18 protein-coding genes and 4 pseudogenes are annotated in these 20,893 nt (G+C 56.9%); 7 read left to right on the plus strand and 15 right to left on the minus strand.

Going from position 1 to position 20,893, the window contains the following annotated elements:
* The first annotated feature begins 99 nt into the window (after positions 1-99).
* Both VH564_RS24365 and VH564_RS24370 read left to right on the plus strand, forming a co-directional pair.
* Complete coding sequence (locus VH564_RS24365; protein WP_423342438.1) at positions 100-774, plus strand: YbhB/YbcL family Raf kinase inhibitor-like protein; 675 nt, start codon at positions 100-102, stop codon at positions 772-774.
* Between the two features lie 29 nt (positions 775-803).
* Positions 804-1,493 carry a methyltransferase domain-containing protein gene (locus tag VH564_RS24370; RefSeq protein ID WP_423342460.1) on the plus strand — a complete coding sequence of 230 codons (690 nt, stop codon included), beginning with the start codon at positions 804-806 and terminating at the stop codon, positions 1,491-1,493.
* Positions 1,494-1,546: 53 nt separating this feature from the next.
* On the opposite strand, the gene VH564_RS24375 is transcribed toward VH564_RS24370, so the two are convergent.
* Both VH564_RS24375 and VH564_RS24380 read right to left on the minus strand, forming a co-directional pair.
* Positions 1,547-2,776 (minus strand): epoxide hydrolase family protein, encoded by a 1,230-nt coding sequence (locus tag VH564_RS24375; RefSeq protein WP_423342461.1) that lies wholly within the window; start codon positions 2,774-2,776, stop codon positions 1,547-1,549.
* A gap of 328 nt (positions 2,777-3,104) precedes the next feature.
* Entirely contained in the window at positions 3,105-4,523 is a 1,419-nt protein-coding gene (locus VH564_RS24380; RefSeq protein WP_423342439.1) for an aldehyde dehydrogenase family protein, read from the minus strand.
* A gap of 115 nt (positions 4,524-4,638) precedes the next feature.
* Between VH564_RS24380 and VH564_RS24385 the strand changes: the two genes are divergently transcribed.
* Positions 4,639-5,538: a LysR family transcriptional regulator gene (locus tag VH564_RS24385; RefSeq protein ID WP_423342462.1), complete on the plus strand. Its 900-nt coding sequence runs from the start codon at positions 4,639-4,641 to the stop codon at positions 5,536-5,538.
* A gap of 179 nt (positions 5,539-5,717) precedes the next feature.
* Here VH564_RS24385 and VH564_RS24390 read toward each other — a convergent pair whose 3' ends face one another.
* The 4 genes from VH564_RS24390 to VH564_RS24405 all read right to left on the minus strand — a co-directional run bounded on the left by VH564_RS24390 (position 5,718) and on the right by VH564_RS24405 (position 9,460).
* The gene (locus tag VH564_RS24390) at positions 5,718-6,134 is read right to left on the minus strand and encodes an organic hydroperoxide resistance protein (protein WP_423342440.1); all 417 of its coding nucleotides are present in this window, start codon (positions 6,132-6,134) and stop codon (positions 5,718-5,720) included.
* A gap of 141 nt (positions 6,135-6,275) precedes the next feature.
* The gene (locus VH564_RS24395) at positions 6,276-7,586 is read right to left on the minus strand and encodes an ATP-binding protein (protein WP_423342441.1); all 1,311 of its coding nucleotides are present in this window, start codon (positions 7,584-7,586) and stop codon (positions 6,276-6,278) included.
* Positions 7,583-8,323 carry a response regulator gene (locus VH564_RS24400; RefSeq protein ID WP_423342442.1) on the minus strand — a complete coding sequence of 247 codons (741 nt, stop codon included), beginning with the start codon at positions 8,321-8,323 and terminating at the stop codon, positions 7,583-7,585. The genes VH564_RS24395 and VH564_RS24400 overlap by 4 nt, the downstream gene beginning before the upstream one ends.
* Positions 8,324-8,413: 90 nt before the next feature.
* Positions 8,414-9,460 carry an alpha/beta fold hydrolase gene (locus VH564_RS24405; RefSeq protein WP_423342443.1) on the minus strand — a complete coding sequence of 349 codons (1,047 nt, stop codon included), beginning with the start codon at positions 9,458-9,460 and terminating at the stop codon, positions 8,414-8,416.
* A 316-nt stretch (positions 9,461-9,776) separates the two neighbouring features.
* Here VH564_RS24405 and VH564_RS24410 point away from each other — a divergent pair, with 316 nt between their 5' ends.
* Together VH564_RS24410 and VH564_RS24415 are read left to right on the plus strand one after the other, a co-directional pair.
* Positions 9,777-11,549: a cytochrome c biogenesis protein DipZ gene (locus VH564_RS24410; protein ID WP_423342444.1), complete on the plus strand. Its 1,773-nt coding sequence runs from the start codon at positions 9,777-9,779 to the stop codon at positions 11,547-11,549.
* A gap of 40 nt (positions 11,550-11,589) precedes the next feature.
* Positions 11,590-12,345, plus strand: coding sequence for an alpha/beta fold hydrolase (locus tag VH564_RS24415; protein WP_423342445.1), 756 nt, complete (start codon positions 11,590-11,592; stop codon positions 12,343-12,345).
* 59 nt (positions 12,346-12,404) lie between these two features.
* On the opposite strand, the gene VH564_RS24420 is transcribed toward VH564_RS24415, so the two are convergent.
* From VH564_RS24420 to VH564_RS24445, 6 genes and pseudogenes are all read right to left on the minus strand, one after another.
* Positions 12,405-13,985, minus strand: coding sequence for an ABC-F family ATP-binding cassette domain-containing protein (locus tag VH564_RS24420; protein ID WP_423342446.1), 1,581 nt, complete (start codon positions 13,983-13,985; stop codon positions 12,405-12,407).
* A gap of 130 nt (positions 13,986-14,115) precedes the next feature.
* Positions 14,116-14,625, minus strand: a complete 510-nt coding sequence (locus VH564_RS24425; RefSeq protein ID WP_423342447.1) for a cytochrome P460 family protein — start codon at positions 14,623-14,625, stop codon at positions 14,116-14,118.
* Between the two features lie 324 nt (positions 14,626-14,949).
* Entirely contained in the window at positions 14,950-15,348 is a 399-nt protein-coding gene (locus tag VH564_RS24430) for a hypothetical protein (protein WP_423342448.1), read from the minus strand.
* A gap of 264 nt (positions 15,349-15,612) precedes the next feature.
* Entirely contained in the window at positions 15,613-16,059 is a 447-nt protein-coding gene (locus VH564_RS24435) for a DoxX family protein (RefSeq protein WP_423342449.1), read from the minus strand.
* A 744-nt stretch (positions 16,060-16,803) separates the two neighbouring features.
* Positions 16,804-17,387: pseudogene (locus tag VH564_RS24440) on the minus strand (DUF1349 domain-containing protein).
* A gap of 123 nt (positions 17,388-17,510) precedes the next feature.
* Entirely contained in the window at positions 17,511-18,095 is a 585-nt protein-coding gene (locus VH564_RS24445; protein ID WP_423342450.1) for a sugar O-acetyltransferase, read from the minus strand.
* A gap of 102 nt (positions 18,096-18,197) precedes the next feature.
* Here VH564_RS24445 and VH564_RS24450 point away from each other — a divergent pair, with 102 nt between their 5' ends.
* Together VH564_RS24450 and VH564_RS24455 are read left to right on the plus strand one after the other, a co-directional pair.
* Positions 18,198-18,755 carry a TetR/AcrR family transcriptional regulator gene (locus VH564_RS24450; protein WP_423342451.1) on the plus strand — a complete coding sequence of 186 codons (558 nt, stop codon included), beginning with the start codon at positions 18,198-18,200 and terminating at the stop codon, positions 18,753-18,755.
* 117 nt (positions 18,756-18,872) lie between these two features.
* A pseudogene (locus tag VH564_RS24455) lies at positions 18,873-19,001 on the plus strand (type II toxin-antitoxin system RelE/ParE family toxin); the annotation flags it as partial.
* Between the two features lie 188 nt (positions 19,002-19,189).
* On the opposite strand, the pseudogene VH564_RS24460 reads toward VH564_RS24455, so the two are convergent.
* The 3 genes and pseudogenes from VH564_RS24460 to VH564_RS24470 form a co-directional block, all read right to left on the minus strand.
* Positions 19,190-19,507 (minus strand): annotated as a pseudogene (locus VH564_RS24460) (ABC transporter permease subunit); the annotation flags it as partial.
* Positions 19,504-19,928 (minus strand): annotated as a pseudogene (locus tag VH564_RS24465) (ABC transporter permease subunit); the annotation flags it as partial. The pseudogenes VH564_RS24465 and VH564_RS24460, both read right to left, overlap by 4 nt.
* 189 nt (positions 19,929-20,117) lie before the next feature.
* Positions 20,118-20,888: an alpha/beta fold hydrolase gene (locus tag VH564_RS24470; protein WP_423342452.1), complete on the minus strand. Its 771-nt coding sequence runs from the start codon at positions 20,886-20,888 to the stop codon at positions 20,118-20,120.
* Between the last annotated feature and the right edge of the window lie 5 nt (positions 20,889-20,893).

The raw sequence follows: 20,893 nt of genomic DNA on the forward strand, positions 1-20,893 counted from the left end.
CGGGCCCGCCCGCGCTGCCATTGGTCCGTATGCTCGACTGAAATCAATCAGGCGAGATGACCAATGACCAGGAATAGAAGCATATGGGTCGCCGTCACTATGGCGGCTGCATTTTCGGCGACGGCGACTCTGGCCGCAGACTCCACGCTGTCCGTAAAGTTCGACGGGCTTTACGCCTCTGGCCGGTTTGCAGACTCCGCCGCCTTCTGCCCGCCCGGGATCGGGCCCAAGGACGTAAGCCCGGGCGTCTCATGGTCGGCAGGCCCCGAAGGCACTAGGTCTTATGCGTTGCTGATGACCGATACGGACGTACCGCAGGATTTTAGCCTCATCAATAAACTTGGCACCATGATTCCGGATGACGCGCCGCGGATCACCGTTTTCCACTGGGTTCTGGCCGATATTCCCGCCGGCATCACGTCCATCGGCGAAGGTGCGGAAAGCGAAGGTCTCGTGCTGGGCGGCAAGCCAGTCGGCATGACGCCTCACGGACTGCGCGGCGCCAATGTCTATACGAGTTTTCTGGCCAAAACTGATGGCATGGGCGGTACCTACGGCGGGTACGACGGCCCCTGCCCGCCCATAAACGACCAGCGCATCCACCACTACACCCTCAAAGTGGTCGCGCTCGACGTTGCGACACTGGGCCTTTCGGGGCCGTTCACTGGCGAAGACGTGGAAAAAGCCATGGCTGGCCACATCCTTGCAAGCGACGAGGCGATAGCGACCTATTCATTGAACCCAAGTCTGATCCCCACCGCCACGGCGAAGTAGATCATGATCCCAAAAGGTTGAGCCACGCCATGTCACCAATAAACGTTTCGTCCTTACCCGTCTTCAATCGGGATGCGTCCGGCTACGACGTCCTTCGGCGCGGCCTTATTCCCTGTTTCGATGCGTTTTACGGCACAGCACTCGACTTGATCGATGACTGGCGGGACGCTGAGAAACTGCGGATACTTGATCTTGGCGCGGGCACCGGGCTTTTCGCCGACATGCTGCTTGCCCGCCACCCCGATGCTCAGATACACCTCGTCGATGCCTCCGAAAAGATGCTCGAGCAGGCCCGGCAACGCTTCGATGGTAATCCGGCCATTACCTATGCCGTGGCCGACATGGCCGATGCCGAACTCGGCGGTCCGTGGGATCTCATCATATCGGCACTGGCTATCCATCATCTGGAAGACGCCGCGAAAAGGCACCTCTTCGGTGACATTCGAGGCGCTTTGTCCGAAGGCGGCCTGTTCGTCAACGCCGAGCAGGTCCTTGGCCATGATCCCGAGGTAGAGGCCCGGTACGCTCGTATCTGGCTGCAGCAGGTCAGAAGGCTTGGAGTGTCCGACGCGGAAATTGCAAAGGCGCACGAACGCATGACCCACGATCGTTGCTCCTCGGTCGAAAACCAGTTGCAGTGGATGCGCGACGCCGGACTTTCCCAGGTCGACTGCAACTTCAAAGCATGGCGTTTCGCGGTGCTCAGCGGTCGACGTTAAAGGCCTAAAATAGAGAAGCGCGGCGCAAGGGCCGCGTTTCACTTATTGAAAACTCAGCGAACCTTCCGGAACGCCTCGCGCAACTCTTCTGAGAAGATGTCAGGCTGTTCCCATGCTGCAAAATGGCCTCCGTGATCGACCTGATGATAGTAGTTCAATGATGGGTAAGCCTGCTTGCTCCAGCTTTCAGGCGCCTGATAGATTTCCTTCGGAAAGACCGTAATCGCAACCGGGATCTTGATGTCCTTGGTCTTTTGGGCGTCCGAGCTGAAGTTGTTGTTGTTATTTTCCCAGTAAAAGCGCGAGCCGGACGCCCCGCTGTTGGCCAGCCAGTAAAGCGTGATGTCATTCAGCATTTCATCTTTGGTGAGCACCCGTTCCGGCTCCCCATCGCTGTCGCTCCATTGCACGAACTTCTCGTAGACGAAGGATGCGAGACCGACCGGGGAGTCGGACAGTGAATATCCGATCGTCTGAGGCCGCGTGACCATCATCGCACCATAGGCCGCGTTCCTGCCGAAAAAGCCGCTCAATGAATTGTATGCATCGCGTTCTGCCGGCGAAAGATCCGCCGGCGCCGGGTTGCCGCTATTGATGCCCTTTATCAGAGCACCCGGGACCGTTGCAGGCATGTTCAGATGAATGCCAAGCAGACCGTTCGGTGCCTGCCGGGCCAACGCATCGGAAATTACCGAGCCATGGTCGCCGCCCTGGGAGACATACTGCGTGTAGCCGAGACGCTTCACAAGCGTGTCCCACGCATGTGCGACGCGATCTGGCCCCCAGCCCAGCTCGGTTGGATGGCCAGAGAAGCCATAGCCTGGAATCGAAGGGATAATGACATCGAACGCGTCTTCCGCTTTGCCACCGTAGGCAGTGGGATCAGTCAGCGGGCCTATGACCTTGGTGAACTCAAAGATGGACCCGGGCCAGCCATGGGTCAGAATAACGGGGAGGGCATTGGGATGGTGGGAGCGAACATGTATGAAGTGAATATCGACGCCATCGATCTTGGTCACGAACTGCGGAAGGGCGTTGAGCTGATCCTCCGCCTTCCTCCAGTCGTACTTGGTCCCCCAGTAGCGCACGAGGTCCTGCACGCGTGCCAGCTGAATGCCCTGGGAAATATCGCCAACAGTTTCCTTGTCCGGCCAACGCGTGTTCTTGATCCTGTTCATCAGGTCGTCGATCTTCGCCTGGTCCACGTGGACATGGAAGGGCCGGATACTATCATCGGCGCTGGAGACCGGCGATTGCGCTGTCTCTGCCAACACAGGCTGCATGCAGGCAACCGAAACCAGGAAGGTGGAGCCAAGGGCAAGAGCGGTCCGGCGGCTCCATCTTCCAATTCGTCGAGCGTTGTTCATGCTTCTCTCCTAATCAAACGTTCGCGACCATCTCGCGATTCCGAAACTAGGCAGCGATCGTATCCCTGCTGTTTCTCGATACCGCTGTCGTGTTACGCAGTGTCGCTTTCCCAGGAAGCGACACTTGCTGATACAAATCGGTAGCGGGTCACGCGGAAATGGCTTCCTGCTCGGCGCAGATGATGGCGTCGGGTTTAAGATTTGCGGGTGGTTCAGAAACACTGTTTCACCAGTGCCATTCGTCTCACGCGGTTAGGATAGCGCGAGGCTCCAGCAACCCGTCGAGACCGAACGCGCCTATCTCACGTCCAATGCCGGACTGCTTGAAGCCGCCGAACGGCGCTCGTGGATCATGGGGCGCGCCGTTAACGACGACGCGCCCAACCAACAGCCTCTCCGCGATTTGTACAGCGCGCTTTTGATCGGCCCCCAGGACATATGCCTGGAGCCCGTATTCGCTGTTATTGGCGATCTCGACGGCCTCGTCTTCATCATCGTAGGCAATAAGGCATAGGACCGGCCCGAAGATCTCTTCACGTGCGATACGCATATTGCTGTGCACGTCCACGAAGATCGTTGGGCGAGCGAACCAACCTCTGTCCAACCCGGCGGGTCGGCCGGTCCCGCCGGTCAGAAGGGTCGCCCCTTCTTCTATGCCCAACCGGATATACATCTGGATCCTCTCCCATTGAGCTCGGCTGGCCATCGGCCCAATTCGCACCTCGGCATCACGAGGTGCGCCGACTTTCAGTTTTTCGGCTTCTACCTTCAGTCGCTCTGATATTTCCGCCATCCGAGACCTCGGTGCCAGAATACGGGTTCCGGCAACGCAGGCCTGTCCGCTGTTTGCAAAACCGGACATCAAGGCAACAGGGATTGCTTTGTCCAATTCGGCGTCCGGCATAATGATCGTCGGTGCCTTGCCTCCAAGTTCCAAAATAACTCGTTTCATGCCGTCGATCGCAGCTCGCTGGATGATTTTCGCGGCCTGAGTGGATCCGGTAAAGCTGATCGTTGCAACATCAGGATCGCTTGTGAGAGCAGCACCAACCACAGGCCCCGTTCCATTGACGATGTTAAGGACACCAGCAGGCAATCCCGCTTGATAAAGCCGCTTTGCCAGAACTTCGGTCTGCAAAGCGCTCTGCTCGGCCGGTTTGATCACGAGAGGGGAGCCAGAGCCAATCGCATGAGCAAGCTTGGTCGCGATGAAGCCGAAATTGCTGTTCCATGGGGTTATAGCAGCGAGAACGCCGCGCGGTAGCATCCGAACCGCGCTTTTGCCAACAACGCGATCGAACTCGTACTCAGCAACGGTTTCAGCCATGACATCAAAAACCGACGCAGTATTCTGTACCGAAAAGGCCGTGAAGTATGAGGGGGCTCCATATTCCTCCGTCATTGTCTGGATGAGTTCATCCGGGTTGGCAGCGATCGCGTCGCGCAGGCTGTGCAGCATGTCGATCCGCTCTGCCTTTGTAGACCCAGCTAGCGCAGGCAAGGCACGCTTGGCGGCTGCCACAGCCGCCCTGACGTCATTTTCATTGCCCAGACGGACATCGCCAATTCTTTCTTCAGTGGCAGGGTTGATAAGGTCCAGCCGATCTTCCCCGTGGGGCACCACGAATTTTCCGTTGATGTAAATGTGTTCGATCGATCGCATGATCAGGCCTCAAGATGTTCGGAATAGGGTTTTTGCTGACTTCAATTTTAGCTTGACCGATTGCGTAGATAAGACGATCAAAATCGCACAGGCTGATAAGGAATTGCGGACAATGATGAGAGGGTCTCTCTCGGAACTTGAAGCTGTTGTGGCGGTTGCAGCGCGCGGAGGCTTTCGTGCCGCCGCTCGTGACCTCGGCATCTCCTCATCTGCGCTAAGCCAACAGATCATGACCCTGGAGGCTCGGATCGGCCTCCGGCTCTTCAATCGTTCGACCCGTAGCGTTGTCTTGTCGGCAGCCGGCGAGCGGTTTGTTGCCGAGATCACCCCGGCTCTTGCCGCGATCCGCAACGCGATCGATCAAGTGGATGAACATCGGCTTGAGCCTGCGGGAACGCTGCGCATAAACAGTTCAATCGGCGCGATCAGAATGATATTGGCGCCCCTGGTGGTCGAGTACATGCGTCGATTTCCAAAAGTCGGTGTGGAGATCATGACGGATGCCGCACTCATCGACATCAATGCTCAAGGGTTCGATGCAGGAATCCGCGTGCGCGAGGCGGTACCTCCCGATATGGTTCTCGTACCCATCAGCGACAGCATTCATCCAGCGATTGTCGGCTCGCCGGAATATTTTGACAAGCACGGCCTACCGATGGTCCCGGCGGATCTTCAGTCTCATCAATGCATCCGCGCGCGAATGGCCAATGGAGGCTTGTATAGCTGGGAATTCGAACGTCGGGGACAGCAGTTCAGCCTTGCCGTTCCCGGCATGCTCACGCTCGATGACAGTGACCTGATGTTACGGGCAGCAAGGGAAGGGGCCGGGTTGGCCTACTTGAATGAGTGGCAGGTTGCGGATGATCTTGCGAGCGGGCGATTAAAAAGGGTGCTCAAAGACTGGACCGTGCCATATCCGGGGCTGTGCCTGTATTATCCCGGCCGCCGTCACGTGCCGGCGAAGTTGAGGACGTTTGTCGAACTGATCAGGGGGGTCAGGCGAGAAAATGCCTGAGGAGAACGGCTTGAGCCTATGGTTGAGCCGTTCTCCCGTGCATTTATATTGCTGATACGGCGGTTAGAATACCCACAAAGGGTGAGGGCTCTGTGGATGCAACATCGTAGACGCATGGTGCTGCAAATATCGCTGCGGCCATCACGAGAATGACAATTGCTCGCCGGTTAAGCACTGCCTTAGCCGACTTTGAACTCGACATTGATATTTCCTCTCGTCGCCTTCGAATACGGGCAGATCTGATGAGCGTCGGCAATGATCGCCTGCGCGACGTCACGCTCGACGCCTGGCAGCGTGACAGTAAGACGAGCTTGTAGAAAGAACTCCCCATCCGTCGTGCCGAGGTCGACTTCGGCATCAACGAAGGTGTCAGCCGGCAGCCTGACCTGATGCTTGCCGGAGGCCCGGCTCATCGCACCGAGAAAGCAGGCCGACCAGCCCGCCGCGAAAAGCTGCTCGGGATTGGTGCCGGGCTTTCCACTCCCTGGAGGAGAGAGCTTGATTTCCAGCGCGCCATCTTCACTGCGTGCCGCTCCGTCGCGACCGCCGGTCGTGTGCGTCTTGCCGGTATAGAGGACTTTGTCGATGGTGGTCATAGTGGGCTCCTTTCGCTAACCGCCTGGCGGCGCTGTTGACACCCTTGTTCTGCGGGACCAGCGTATCGGGCATGTTTCTCAAAACTGCGGAAATGTATCGAAACGTAGCCACAGGTCGGATGCCTTCTCCATCTCTTCTGATCAACGGAAGCTTACCTCAGCCGCCAGGCCGCCGCCTTCCCGATTATACAGGCGCACGGAGCCGCCAATGGTCGCGGCGAGCTGATGGGCAATCGCAAGCCCGAGACCAGTTCCGCCTGTGTCGCGGTTTCGCGAAGTCTCGATCCGGAAGAACGGCTGCATGGCACTTTCGAGCATATCGGACGGGATACCCGGTCCGCGATCAAGCACCGTCACGATGACCTCGCCTTCGTCACCCCTTGTGACGGAGATTTCTGCGCTTTCTGCAAATTTGATCGCGTTGTCTATAAAGTTTGTCAGAATTCTGCGAAGCGCGTGCGGTTTGGTGGTCGCCGTACCCTTTACAACGCCAAGCACCGACACTGCCTTTCCGGTGTCCTGATAGTCATAGGCGATACTGTCGATGAAGGAAGCAAGGTCAATCCGCGCTGTCTTCTCTCCGTTGCCATGCGAACTGCGGGCGTAGGCGATACCATCCTGCACGAGCCGTTCTATCTCACGCAGGTCGCTCACGAGTTTTTCCTTTTCCGGTGTATCATCCGCCATATCGGCGCGTAGCCGCATACGGGTGATTGGTGTCTGCAGGTCATGCGAGATCGCTGCAAGAATTTGAATCCGCTCCTCCAGATAATGGGCAATCCGGTCGCGCATGGCGTTGAAGGCGCGAGCCGCTTGGGCGACTTCGGTTGGTCCGCTTTCGCTCATCGGTAATCCCTGCTTACTCGGATCCAGTGCCTCCGCGGCATTTGACAGCACGCTTAAAGGGTGGATCGCCTGCCGCACCGCATACCAGGTACACAGAACCAGAAGCGCCATCTGCGCCGCAAAGACATACGGCAACCACTCGGCCAGCGGCATTACACCACGCGGAGTGACATCGATCGTTAGCGGCGCGCCGTCGGACAACGTTAGATGGGCCTGAAGCCGTTTGCTGTCGCCCGGGATGGATTCAACCCTTATGGGAAACTTGTGACCGGCTGCTTCTTCGATCCGTTCTGCGATTTCGGCGCCGCGGCCGGATATGTCGGAAATACCCGGAAGCCCGGGCCCGAGAACCAGTCGATAATTGCCACGGCTAAGACGATCGACCCAATCTGGCCGTTCGTCTGCGGGTAGGCGATCAATCACAGCGATTGAGGTGGCCAGATCGCTTTCCAACGTACCGAGCATAACCGCCTTGGCGGACATGTAGCGCTCTGCAACTAAGATGCTGAATGACAGACCATAGGCAATGGCAAGGCCGACAAAAAGGATCAGAAACAACCGGGACCGTAACGACCGCGGCCACAGCCCAATTTGAGGAGATGTCATGATCGCGGCTCCGAGATCTCGACCGGAACCGCAAACACATAACCTTCGGCGCGTACAGTCTTGATATAGGTCGGTTCACGCGCGTCATCACCCAGCCTTTGGCGCACGCGGCTCACCAGAAGATCGATCGACCTGTCGAAGACCTCGGCGTCGCGCCCTTGCGTGAGGTTGAGCAACTGATCGCGATTCAAGACGCGCTGTGGATGGTCGATGAAGACTCTGAGAAGGCGATATTCGGCGCCACTCAGGGTGATTTCCGTATCCTCGTTGTCCAACAGGCGTCGGCCCACGGTATCCAGACGCCAGTCGCCAAACCTCAAGAGCTGGCCAGCCTCGCTGATTTGAAGATTGGGCGGCAGCATTCGTGTTCTACGCAACACCGCCTTTATCCGTGCAAGAAGTTCGCGCGCCGCGAATGGTTTCGACAAATAGTCATCGGCGCCCATTTCTAGCCCGATGATGCGATCCATTTCGTCATCACGGGCGGTCAGCATCAGGACTGGTGTGGCTTTATGCTTGCCAGCACGTAGTTCGCGGCACAAGACTAGGCCGTCATCACCCGGCATCATCACATCAAGCACGATGAGATCGACAGCATTCCCCTCCAGAAACGTTCTCATCTGTCGCCCGTCGGCGGCTACCGACGCGCGCAAACCGCTCTTCTTCAGGTAGCTTGAGACCAGTTCTCGGATTTCCCTGTCGTCATCAACGACAAGAATATGATCGATGTGTTCCATTCGAAGCTTTCACTCCCCAAGCTATAATGGGCCCGCGAACAGACCCGCTTTAGATCGCAGTAAGATAACGGTTCGCGAGCGTAGGCAAGATCAAAGCCTGGCAACGTCCAGCACGGCCTTGGCGAAGGCTTCGGGTGCTTCCTGCGGCAGATTATGGCCGATGCCGCCGGTGACATCACGATGTTCGTATTTGCCGGAAAATTTCGAAGCATATGCCGAGGGCGCGGGATGAGGCGCGCCATTGGCATCGCCCTCCATGGTGATCGTCGGAACTGCGATCACCGGCAGTTTGGCAAGCTGCCGCTCATACGCATCATACCTGGTCTCCCCATCGGCCAAAGCGAGCCGCCAACGGTAGTTATGGATGGTAATAGCCACGTGATCAGGATTGTCGAAGGCCGACGCTGAGCGCATGAAGGTCTCGTCGCTGAACTTCCAGGTCGGCGATGCCGTCTCCCAGATCAGGCGGACAAAGTCGAGGGTGTTCGCCGCGTAACCGGCATGACCGCGTTCCGTTGCGAAATAGAACTGGTACCACCAGGAAAGCTCTGCCTTGGGAGGAAGCGGCTTCTTGTTGATCTCCTGGCTGCCGATGAGGTAGCCGCTCACCGAAACCAGAGCTTTACAACGTTCCGGCCAAAGAGCCGCCATGATGTCAGCGGTGCGAGCACCCCAGTCGTAGCCTGCCACGACGGCTTGTTTAATCTGGAGCGCGTCTAGAAAAGCAATCATGTCCGCCGCAAGCGCGGCCTGTTGGCCGTTGCGCAGGGTGTCAGCCGAAAGGAAGCGGGTCGTGCCATAGCCGCGCAGATAAGGGATGAGCACGCGATATCCTGCCGAGGCGAGAATGGGTGCGACGTCGACATAGCTATAGATGTCATAAGGCCAGCCGTGCAGGAGCAAGATGGCGGGGCCGTCAGCTGGGCCCGCTTCTGCGTAGCCAATATTGAGGACCCCGGCGTCGATCTGTTTCAATGAGCCGAAGGACGTGTGTCCGCCAGACTTGGATGTTGCTGGAACCGTCGCTGCGGGTGCTTTGGCGTTAGCCCGTCCGGTAGCGCCGAGTTCGACGGCCGCAACGGTCATGGCTGCAATGCCGAAAAAGCGGCGGCGTTGAAGATCAATCTGATTGCTCATGGTGTTCTCTCCGATCCATGTTGATACGGTGGGCAAGAAGCCTGGCACATGTATCATCGATGTGTCTTGAGCAGATCGATTGTGAATGTTTCTGTAGCAACCGGCTCCCCGGATACACTCAGATACAATTCTTCCTCTTGGGACAAAGGGCGATGGCTCAGCATGCGCGGACATTCGCCCAGGCGCCTCTTCTACATTTGGGTACAAATCCCACCACCCCCAGACACACTCGAGATACGTGAGGTCAAGAGACTGGCACCATCGCTGGCAGCGCCATCGCCGTCCAGGGCCCCGAAATCTTCTTGCAAAGGAAAAGATGATGACGCTCTTGATCATTGCCTATCTGGGAGGGGCTCTGACCATCCTCAGCCCCTGTATCCTGCCCATCCTCCCTTTCGTTTTTGCACGTGCGGGGCAGTCATTTCTTCGCAGCACGTTGCCTATGCTCGCAGGCATGGCGACCACGTTCGCCGCCATTGCAACACTCGCTGCAGTGGGCGGAAGCTGGGCAATCAACGCGAACGAATATGGGCGGCTTGCCGCTCTCGCGCTTCTTGCGATCTTTGGTGTCAGCCTGATCTCACCACGTGCGGCCAGCATCGTCACCCTACCAATCGTCGAGCTGGGCAACCGTCTTGCCAATGCTTCCGGGCGGCCGGGGACTATCCCGACCATTGCGGGCTCTCTGGTGCTGGGTATTGCAACCGGTCTTCTTTGGGCACCCTGCGCAGGGCCGATCCTGGGCCTCGTGCTCACGGGAGCCGCGCTCAAGGGTGCCAATCTCGAAACAAGCTTGTTGCTCGCCGCCTATGCCAGCGGCACAGCGACCTCGCTTGCGATAGCCTTGCTGGTTGGAGGCAAGGTTTTTACAGGCATAAAGCGTTCCCTCGGTTTTAGCGAGCGCGTCCGACAGCTCGTCGGCGTAGCGGTTCTTGCGGGTGTCATGGCTATCGCACTTGGACTGGATACCGGCGCTCTCGCGCAATTGTCTTACGCCAGCACCGCATCGATCGAACAAGCTGTTCTTGATCGTTTTCATGCCGGCCAGGGTGTCGAGCCGGCGACTGAAATGGCGAGCAATTCCAATGCTCTTCCTGCGAACGCTGCCCCATTCAGATCGAAACTGACCATTGAGGGCCGCGCACCATCCCTGGATGGTGCGGTCGAATGGCTCAACTCGCCGCCGCTCACCACCGAACAGTTGCGTGGCAAGGTCGTACTTGTCGACTTCTGGACCTATTCCTGCATCAACTGCATCCGAACCATCCCTTACGTCCGTGCCTGGGCGGAAAAACACACGGACCAGGGACTTGTTGTCATCGGCGTGCACTCTCCTGAATTCGTCTTTGAGAAAAAGGTCGACAATGTCAGGAAGGCCATCGGTGACTTCAAGATCGGTTTCCCCATCGCGATCGACAATGATTACAAGCTTTGGCGCAGCTTCGACAACAGCTATTGGCCAGCGCAATATTTGATCGATGCAAAGGGTCAGATCCGCTACCACCAGTTCGGTGAAGGGAATTATCAACAGACCGAGCAGGCGATTCAGGATCTGCTGCGCGAGGCTGGCAGTACTGCAACGGCAAGCGCACCGGTCACTCCGGAGGCAAAAGGCGCCGAAGCCAGTCCGGACCTCAAGCATATCCGCTCCGGCGAGACCTATATAGGCTACCAACAAGCCACCGGCTTTGCTTCGAAAGAGAGCCTGCGCGCAAACCAATCCCGGGACTATTCGATTGCGGCTCCAGGCCTGAACGAGTGGGGCCTCTTTGGCACCTGGACAGTCGGTGCTGAAGCGGCGACGCTCGACACGGCCGATGGCGGGATCACCTACCAGTTCAGCGCTCGCGATCTGCATCTGGTGATCGGGCCAAGTGCTGATGGCAAGCCAGTTCGGTTCCAGGTAACGATCGATGGTCACCCGCCCGGTCGCGATCATGGCGCCGATATCGACGCCAACGGTAACGGCATCGTCTCGTCAACTCGGCTTTATCAACTCGTCCGCCAGGCCGGCGACGCCGAGGAAAAAACCTTCGCCATCCGCTTCCTCGATCCTGGCGTGCAGGCCTACGCCTTCACCTTCGGCTGAAGCCGGATCAACCACACTCATCAACCTAAGGAGAACTCTGATGAAACGACTCGTGTCAACGCTCGCTCTCGTCTTCGCCACCAGTATCATCGCTTTTGCGGCACAGGCCGCCGATGTGAAGAATATCGTCATTGTCCATGGCGCCCTCGCCGACGGTTCCGGCTGGCGCAAAGCTACGGAAATTCTCGAAGGCCGCGGCTTCAATGTCACCATCGTTCAGGAACCGATAACGTCACTTGCCGACGACGTTGCCGCGACCAATCGGGTATTGGATCTTCAGGATGGTCCGAGCTTGCTCGTCGGCCACAGTTATAGCGGCATGGTGATCTCAGAGGCAGGAAACAGGGGGGATGTAGCCGGACTGGTGTATGTCGCCGCGTTCCAGCCTGAAAAGGGCGAAAGCCTCCTCGACCTTGCCGGATCAAGGCCGCCTGCAGGGAACTCCATCAAACAGACCAAGGATGGCAAATTCCTGTACCTCGATCCCGCAGCCTTCGCTATGGATTTTGCCGCTGATCTGCCTAAGGAGGATGCGGCCTTCCTCGCGAAAAGCCAGGTATTCGCAGCTAAGGAAGCTTTCGCCGCAAAGGTTGGCGAACCGGCATGGAAGTCGAAAAAGAGCTGGTCGATCGTTGCAACGCAGGATCGCTCGATCAACCCCGAGCTCGAGCGCGATATGGCCAAACGCGCCGGCAGCCTGGTAACGGAAGTCGATGCAAGCCATGCGGTCTTCGCGTCTCAGCCGGAAAAAGTCGCTGATGTGATCGAAGAAGCTGCTCGGCAATCCGGGAAGTAGCAACAGGCAAAAGCATTGAACCTCAGCCGCTCCGTTTCGGAGCGGCTGAGCGGGGGAAATCAGCCAAGGTCCAGGCGCCGGTCGATCCCAACGTTGGACAGGAACACCTCATCGTGGCTTACCACCAATAAGGCACCGTTATAGGCTGTCAGTCCCGCCTCGACCGAAGCAATGGCGTCAAGATCAAGGTGGTTGGTCGGCTCGTCCAGGACAAGCAGTTGCGGGGGAGCAGGGCCTCCGAGGACACAGGCAAGCCCTGCTCGCAATATCTGTCCTCCAGATAACGACTCGACACGTTGCAGAGCAGCGTCAGCGCGGAACATAAAGCGGGCCAGTGCAGCTCGGCATTGGTTCTCTTCCGCTTCCGGATTCAGTTGAAGGAAATTGTCGTTGATCGACATTTGCCGATCAAGAATGCTCACATCCTGATCCAGGTACGCCAGATCTACGCCCACTCTCACCTCGCCCTGACAGGGTGGAAGCCCACCGGTGATCAGCGACAGGAGTGTCGTCTTGCCGGAGCCGTTCGGCCCGGTAATTGCCACCCTTTGAGGACCTCTGACCTCGAACGAAAAATCACGGATGACGGGAGCTTCCGCCGCAAAGCCCCCCGTGACATTCATCAACTTGAGAACGACTTTTGTAGCAGCCAGCTTGGTGCTCGGCAGGCTAATGGTCAGCGGCTGCAGGATCTCCATGCGCTCGCGCGCCTTCTGCAACTGCTGCGCTGCCTCGCCCTGCTGTTGAGCAGTCCTGTTTGCAGTTTTACCGCTTGTTTGTTGCGCAGCCATCTTCCGCCCTCCGGCAACGATGCGAGGCATGTCTCCTTTGGCAGCTTTTCTGGAGCCGGCGCGATCCTGACGGGCTTTGCGTTCCAAGGCATCCTGCGCGTTTTGTTTGGCATCGGAAGCGCTTTTCTCTGCAGTGTCCAGGTCGCGTTGCGCGGACGCGAGTTCCAACTCCTTGGTTTGCCTGTAGAGGCTCCAGTTGCCACCGTACCGGCTCGCTCCAAGTGATGTCAGCTCAACGATCGCGTCCATGGTGTCGAGTAATTGACGATCATGACTGACAACGATGGCACCACCGCGCCAGGCATGGAGGAATTCGGCTACCGCCCTGCGGCCCTCATGATCGAGATTATTGGTCGGCTCATCAAGAAGGATGATATCAGGGGACACGTAGTTCAACGCGGCTAGCGCGACCTTCGTCCGCTGGCCACCTGAGAGTTCGCAGAGCGGAGTTGCAGGCGATGCATCTAAACCGAAGCGAGACGTCGCTTCAGCAATCTTATCCTCCAACAGCCAGTCAACGTCGCCAAGTTCTTCTATCGTCGCGTGTCCGGCCTGTGCTTTTGCAAGCACGTCGAGAGCATCACGCGCGCCAAAGAGATCACCGACGGTTTCGCCCGCCGTGACCTGAAGGCTTTGCCGAAGGACATGGAGCGCCCCGGAGATGACGATCGAGCCGTCGGAAGGAGCCAATTCGCCCGAAATCAGCTTGAGCAGCGTTGTTTTACCCGCGCCGTTGCGGCCGACCAAACCAACACGTTCTTGCCCGAAGCGGAGGTTGATATCTTTGAGAAGTGGTCGACCGTCAGGCGTAGACCATGAGATGTGAGACAGGGTAATGAAGTGAGGCATGGGTACGATTTCCCGATATGACAAGGCTGTTTGGCTTTGTGATCGGGTTCAAATCCATGGTTCACCATCCTGCGCGTGTTTCTGCTCGCTTTGCCTTACAAATGAAAAATGGCATGAAATTGTCAGGAGCTCAGTGCGCATAGCGCGTGAAGACGTAGTCGTGATCCTTGACGTTGCCTACGTGGCACGACAGACAGGTCTCATGCTGCGCCACGTCAACGGGCTTGCCGTTGACAAAACGACCGAAGCCCCATCCATGGCTGTCCGGATATTTCTTCGAGTCTTTCACCATGACCTGAACAGTGGTCGGAGTTCCAGGCACCGTTGCCGGCGGGAATTCCGTCGACTGTTGGCGTTTGTAGGCAAGCTTTACGAGGACAGAGCCATCAGGGAAGGGCAGTGTCCCCTTCTTGTAGGCATCGACAGCAATATCGTTTGCGAGAACAGCCCGCAATTCGTCCAGAGGAGGCGCTTCCTGCGCAGCCGCGATGAACTTCCAGTCCCGATAACCCTCGGGAAGCGTGACACCATAGATCGGTGACGCGTTTTCTGGCTGACGTTCTGCGGCTGCTGAGTAAGCAGCGGCGATGCCGACACCCGTGATCGACATTGCGATCGCAAACAACAGTGAGCCCTTCATGACAGTCCTGCCTTTTGAGTTTTCTCAGGCAGTATTTACCGGCTCAAGTGTCCCGGATATTTCAGAAATCAACTTTAGTGTATCGTATTGTAGTGCTGCACATCGCCGCGCCGACTGGTTGGTCAACGGTCCAATGTGGTTCAAGGCGAAAGATGTTTACCTGTTGAATCCGGACCTATGCATATCGGCCTCGGATTCCAGCACAGGAACGAGAAATCGTTTCGACAACTGGCTTTCTTATTTGCTCTCCCTAACTGGTCGCGCGTCGTAGGCTTTGAGACCCGCAAGCACCTCCCAAGGCGAAGCGAACGATCAATGCCCAATTCACTTGCCCGGAGTCTCCGGCTCGCACCCTCTGACATCGCCTATCACTTCGGCATTCTGGATAACCGAGGCAGTGTCGACGTCGATTTTCACGATACAATCGTACCGATGCTGCTTCATCTTCATCCCATACGTCTCGCTGACGATACGCTTGCCGTCCTGTTCCGTAATTGTTCTGATGTTGCTAGGCCCCGCATAGTCCTCCACACGGACCTTCAACCAGTAGAGCGACGCCCCACCGCCATTTCTGACGGTTTTATTCGGCTCTCCGAACACCTTGACTGCAGTCTGTTGCGGATCTCCGCGTAATTTCTGCAGATCCGCCGTGAATTCTTGCCGCTGTGTTGTGGCGCAGCCGGTGACCAGGGACAGCATAAGCAGTATCGCTACCGTTTTCATTTTTACATTTCCATAAGATTTCGGTTTGGATAAATTATCGGTTTTCCGGATCCGGCCCCCCGCATAGTTTGGGAGGGGACTGGCTCCATGCGGGGTGGTCTATTTACAAATTTGCCATGTTGATTGGTTTGAGCGGTCCCACCCATAGGACCGTCGCATCACACGACACTCGAAGGAATGACGTCCGCTCTGCCAGGATCCGCGTAAATACTCACTCCACCGCCGCCGCAAAGACGTAGGACGACGGTGGAACGTTACAGTGGTTTAGAAACTGCGGCCGATTAAGGCATCTACCGAGTGTCTATTGCCGCCACGGATTGCAAAAAACAGAGCTATCGCGGCCCAAAGAATCGATGTCTCGGAGCCGGAGTATCCTCCGCCTTGAACCACCCCGTTAAACCAGACGGTGACGAGAAGGACGATCGTCGTCGCCAATGCGGCAGGGCGGGTGAGAAGACCCAGCCCTAGGAACAAACCACCGAAGAACTCGGTGGCGGCGAGCAGAGGCGACCATAGGGTACCCGGGTAAAAACCTAAGCTTTCGACCATGTCGATGGTACCGAACGGGTTCATCATCTTGGGAAGGCCGTGGGTGACGAGTAAGAGGCCGCAGATGACACGCAGTAACGTCTCGGCGCTTGCATCAAGGCGAGAATAGAGACCTCCGAGCATCGGAATAAAAAGTGAGTTGCGGGGGGTGGGGCTGGACATTGATGATCCTGTTCATAAAGCGCCTTTCAGGCGCACAGACCGGCCGGCCAGTTGCTTGCGGCGGGTTACGACCAAATTTGGGCTGGGAGTTTAAGGTATTTTTTCCGCGCGGTGCGCGTTCAGCCTAAAGACTTCGGAGGTCGAACAGGGATGGCCGGTGTCCAACTGGACCAATCCAACGAAACGGATCCGAAGACAATGGCGCGGCAAGCCGTTGGAACGCTAAGTGATGTCGATTGAACTACTATTGCCTTCGTGAGACAGTTCGTATCGATCGAAGGCGAACCTCTCGGAACGACAGCATCACGCTGTGTGTTATAGATACATGCGTTAATTATAACCTGTTCGGGACGGGAGCCTGTTGTTACCCCGGCGCTGCTGGTGGCTTCAAACACGCCTTCCGCAGTGAAGACGAGGCCAAGAGCAATAACTACAAGCAGAAGCAGGGAAATCGAGGAGCGCATGAGTACGGCCTATACGTCGTGAAATTGAACGGCACGAACAACCACTTGAGATAAGATACACCATCGCTGCCATAGCAGCCCGATCGACCTGAGCCCCAACTTCCCTTCAGTTTTTAAATGGTGGGTTCTAACAATTCTCGAGGAATCAGGGCTCATCAATCTTTTGGTCAATTATTGCCGAGGCTCACCGTGCTGTTGCGGATGATGACATTGCCGTAGAAGGGTGTTGCCTGATATCGGCGTTCAGAATGGGGTCGATACCTATCAGTATGGGAAATCCTTAGCTCAGATCGTGGAGATCGGTAGTTATCGCCGGACCGATCGTAAATTCGGAGAAATTGACGGACAGGCCGCTGCGCTCCGGCGTGCAGGCGGTCGGCCCCACCTGATATCGTGCCGCGAGCGGGAAGTGTGCGAGCCGCAGCAGCGGCCAGAACTTGCCGTCGCGCGAAGCCGGATGCGCATGGCACCGTTGTTGACAGTGACGCGGATGTAGAAATCCTCAAGTTCCTTGAACGGCTGCGATACCGACCAGTCCGATTTGCCGTCGGTGACAACAGTCGAGAGGAAAAGCTCGCCATCGGTGAACTCGACGCCGGTCTTGACCCATTTGGTGTCGTCGATGCGCACCATCAGGCCGGCCTGATCGTAGAGCGTGCGAAATTCCCCGCGAATGCGGATCGTGGCGGTAAAGCTGTCGCCAGCGGCAAAGCCAAGAAAATGACCGCTGTCGCGGGTGAAGCCGTAATAGGTTTCGCGCCAGAAATCGGTCTTGGCGTCCGTCGTCATGGTCAAGTGGCTTTCGTCCGCCTTCCAGTCATTAGGTTCGTTCAGCCAGATTCCATTCTTAAAATCGATGCTCATCAGGTATTCCATTTTCTGGTCGCTCAATCTGTAAGCAGCGACGGCGTTGAAGTGATAGAAGCGCTCTGCGATACCCGGATCGATCTCCGTCAGCCGATGTGCAATCGCCCTCTTGGGGCACGCTCATTCGCGATACTTCAAGACGTCGGCATCGGTAATCTTCCTGATGATCCGTGCGGGATTTCCAGCTACCAATGTCATTGGTGGAACATCACGGATCACGATCGCTCCGGCAGCAATGACGCTTCCCTTTCCCACCGTGACGCCCGGAAGAATTTGCGCTCCAGCACCAATCCAAACATCGTCCTCAATCACGACCGGATAGGCGTACTCAAGCCCCTTGTTGCGACGCTCAACGTCAAGGGGATGTCCAGCACAGCAGACATGGACGTTTGGTGCCACGAAGACGCTATCGCCAATCGTCACTTTGGCGCAGTCCAGGATCACGAGGTTCACGTTGGCATAGAAGTTCTCGCCTAACGAGATATTGTAACCGTAATCGCAATGAAACGGCGCTTCGATAATGAAGCTTTTGCCCGTCCTGCCAATAAGCGACCGGAGGATATTTCGGCGCTTTTCAATCTGGCTCGGTGGCGTGTGATTGAACTCGAAAAGAGCGTTCTTTGCAGTATCACGCTGCGCTATTGCTTCCGGATCGGAGTTGGCGTCATACAGCAGGCCCGCAGCGGCTTTTTCGATTTCGTTCACGATTATTCCTTCATTTTTGCACGGCTCATGGCCCGGAATGGCGAGTGGAGATATATGTACAAAAGTACACAACGTCAATAATGTGAGGTGAGGTGAGCGGGGATGAATGAGAAGTCAGAAAAAAGTCGGCGTCGACCGAACGATCCGGGGCGAAGGGACCGCATAATTTCTGCGGCGCTTCTCACGATTGCGCGGCTGGGTGTTTCCGACACCAACCATCGCAGCATCGCTGAAGAAGCCGGTGTCCCTTTGGGCTCCTTGACCTATTATTTTTCTGGATTGGACGAGATATTTGGCGAGGCCTTCAGCAAATTTGCAAAAAGCGTTTCCGGACGGTTATATGAGGTCTTGTCGAATGCGCGTAACCGTGAAGAAGCGAAAATCGCCGTGGTCGACTTTCTGGCGGATGAAACTGAGCACAAAGAACAGGAAATGGTGTTAAGCTTTGAGCTCTACGCTTACGCTTCTCGCCGCACGTTTTTCAAAGGTATCATGCTGGAGTGGTTGGAAGCGAGCCGCCGAGCCCTAGAACTCCACTTTACCCCTGCCGAAGCACGATCGATCGACGCCATAATTGAAGGCGTTACTATTCATAACGCAACAAGCCCACACCTCATTTCGCGTGACGAGATGCAGGATATGATCGACAAATTGGCTTGAGGATGCCCCAGCATACGTGCATATCGATGACGGCGCTTCGATCGGGCGCGTGTTACGCTTTCCGCGATAGCGTCATTAAGGCGATGGTGAGCGTGAAACCCAGGCCCGCCACTGCCGCTAGAGCCGCCAGTCAGAATTCACCCATTCAAAGCACATCTCATCGGCTATCGGGTTGAACACGAAGAGGAAATTTTCGTAGTGCGAATTCGCCACGCGCATGAAGATTGGGCAGGTATTTCAATGTAGCGCCGCGTATGGAGCTGTGGCGTTTGGTGTGCCTTTGGTTCGAATTGGTTCAAGACCCCCATATATGGGGCCGCCTTAAGCGGAAATTATTTCCCGCTCTGGTACGAGAAACGCAGGTTCGATACCCTTTAAGAGCAAACCACCTATGTGCGAAGTGCTTTTAAGCCGTTACTTGATTTCGACGCTTCCCACATCAGCACGAGATGCGGCGCATTGCGGAAAATCTGCACATAAGTCACGACGAGGTAGCGAACCAGCCGGAACGGCGTCAGTTGCAGAACGCCGAGGAGGACGCCGAACGCCGTGCCGATCGTCATGGCTAATAGGCTGATAACGATGTTCATCAGAAAGCCGCTGGCCAGATACGGGATCCACTCGACCGTGGTTCGCCCAAGGCTGAGGTCCAGCGACACCCATAGTAGCAGGGCGATGATGAGCGCGCCGACGACGACGATGCGGGATCGGAGTCGATTTTGGGTCCGCGAAGCAACTGTGGAAACGTTCATAGGCCATACCCCGGAACGGCCAGCCGGCGCTCGATCCAGCGGCCGAGGCGGGCAACGAGCAAGTTGATGGCGCTGAAGAACAGCAGGATGACGATCATCAGTGCGACGACATGGTCGCGTTGGGTCCAGACCATGATCGAAGCGTAGGTGATTTCGCTACCGGCGATCGCATTGCCGACCGTCGTCAGTTTCACCAGGTTGATGAGGTTGTTGACGATGGCCGGCAGCGATGCGCGAAGGGCAAGCGGCATCTCGACGAAGCGCAGGATCTCAAACTGGGTGAAACCAATGCCGCGCGCTGCCTCCACTGTGGACGCCGGAACGGCCTCGATGCCGGCGCGGATGGCTTCGGCATGCAGGGCCGCGACGTGCAGTCCGACCACGCCCCCACCCAGAAGAAAGGCGACAGTGTGCTGGCTTGCCATATAGGTAACAAGGTACCGTTATACGCGACTAGGGAGCGGTTCTCTGGATTGGGGGAGGGACCCGCGTCTAAGATCAGATCAGCATCAAGGTACGTCAAATCACGCGGTTGCAGGACAAAACGAAATCAGCCAGTTCCCTATTGAACCGGTCGCGATCTTCGGCGAAGGGGCAATGCCCGCATTCGTCATACCACGAGATCTTTGCCGCCGGGATTGTCTCGGCTGCTAGCTGCGAGGCAAACGGAAGGACCAACCTGATCCTTTCGACCGTGGGACAACATGATCGGGATTCCGATCGTTCTCAGCCGATCGATCGCCTTGGCCGGATCCGAGAGCCAGCCTGCAATTGCGCGACGGATCGGGTCCGGTATCCTCATGTTGTAGGCCAGCTCAATCCGGAAATCCCTTTCTGCGGGTGCCTTGCCGTAGCAATTCTCCAGAAATGTGATCGCCCACTCGATTTCAGCTTCAAGCGAATAGGTCTCAGGGAACACTTTGGGTGCGGCCGGTCCCCGACACCGAGCGTCTTGAATAACCTGTGAGCTGACAAAGTTGATGCCGGCGATCGGCGCTTTCGGGTTCGCCAGCACGTATTCCCGTAGGACGCGCCCGCCCATAGACCAGCCAACGAGTACCGGATTGCGCAGTGCTTTGGCTGCAATGACGCTGGCGACATCTTGCGCCCAAATCGAATCCGAGCGGTAACATTCGATTTCGCACGGCTTGTCGGAAGCGCCGTGCCCGCGCAGGTCGAACGACACGATTCTGAACCGCTCCGCCAGTTCGCTCATATATTGTCTCCGGAAAGACAGATGCGATTGGCAGAAGCCATGAACGAAGAGAATTTCGGGCCCGTCCGGATTGCCGAATTCATGGGTCGCCAGACCGGTTCCATCGGGTGCGCTTACGATGGTTGTCGGCTGCCGATCGGGCGTTGAAAGTGACTTATTTTGCATGGTAC

Source organism: Rhizobium sp. HT1-10 (assembly GCF_049472505.1).
In the GTDB taxonomy this organism is placed as follows: Bacteria; Pseudomonadota; Alphaproteobacteria; order Rhizobiales; family Rhizobiaceae; genus Rhizobium.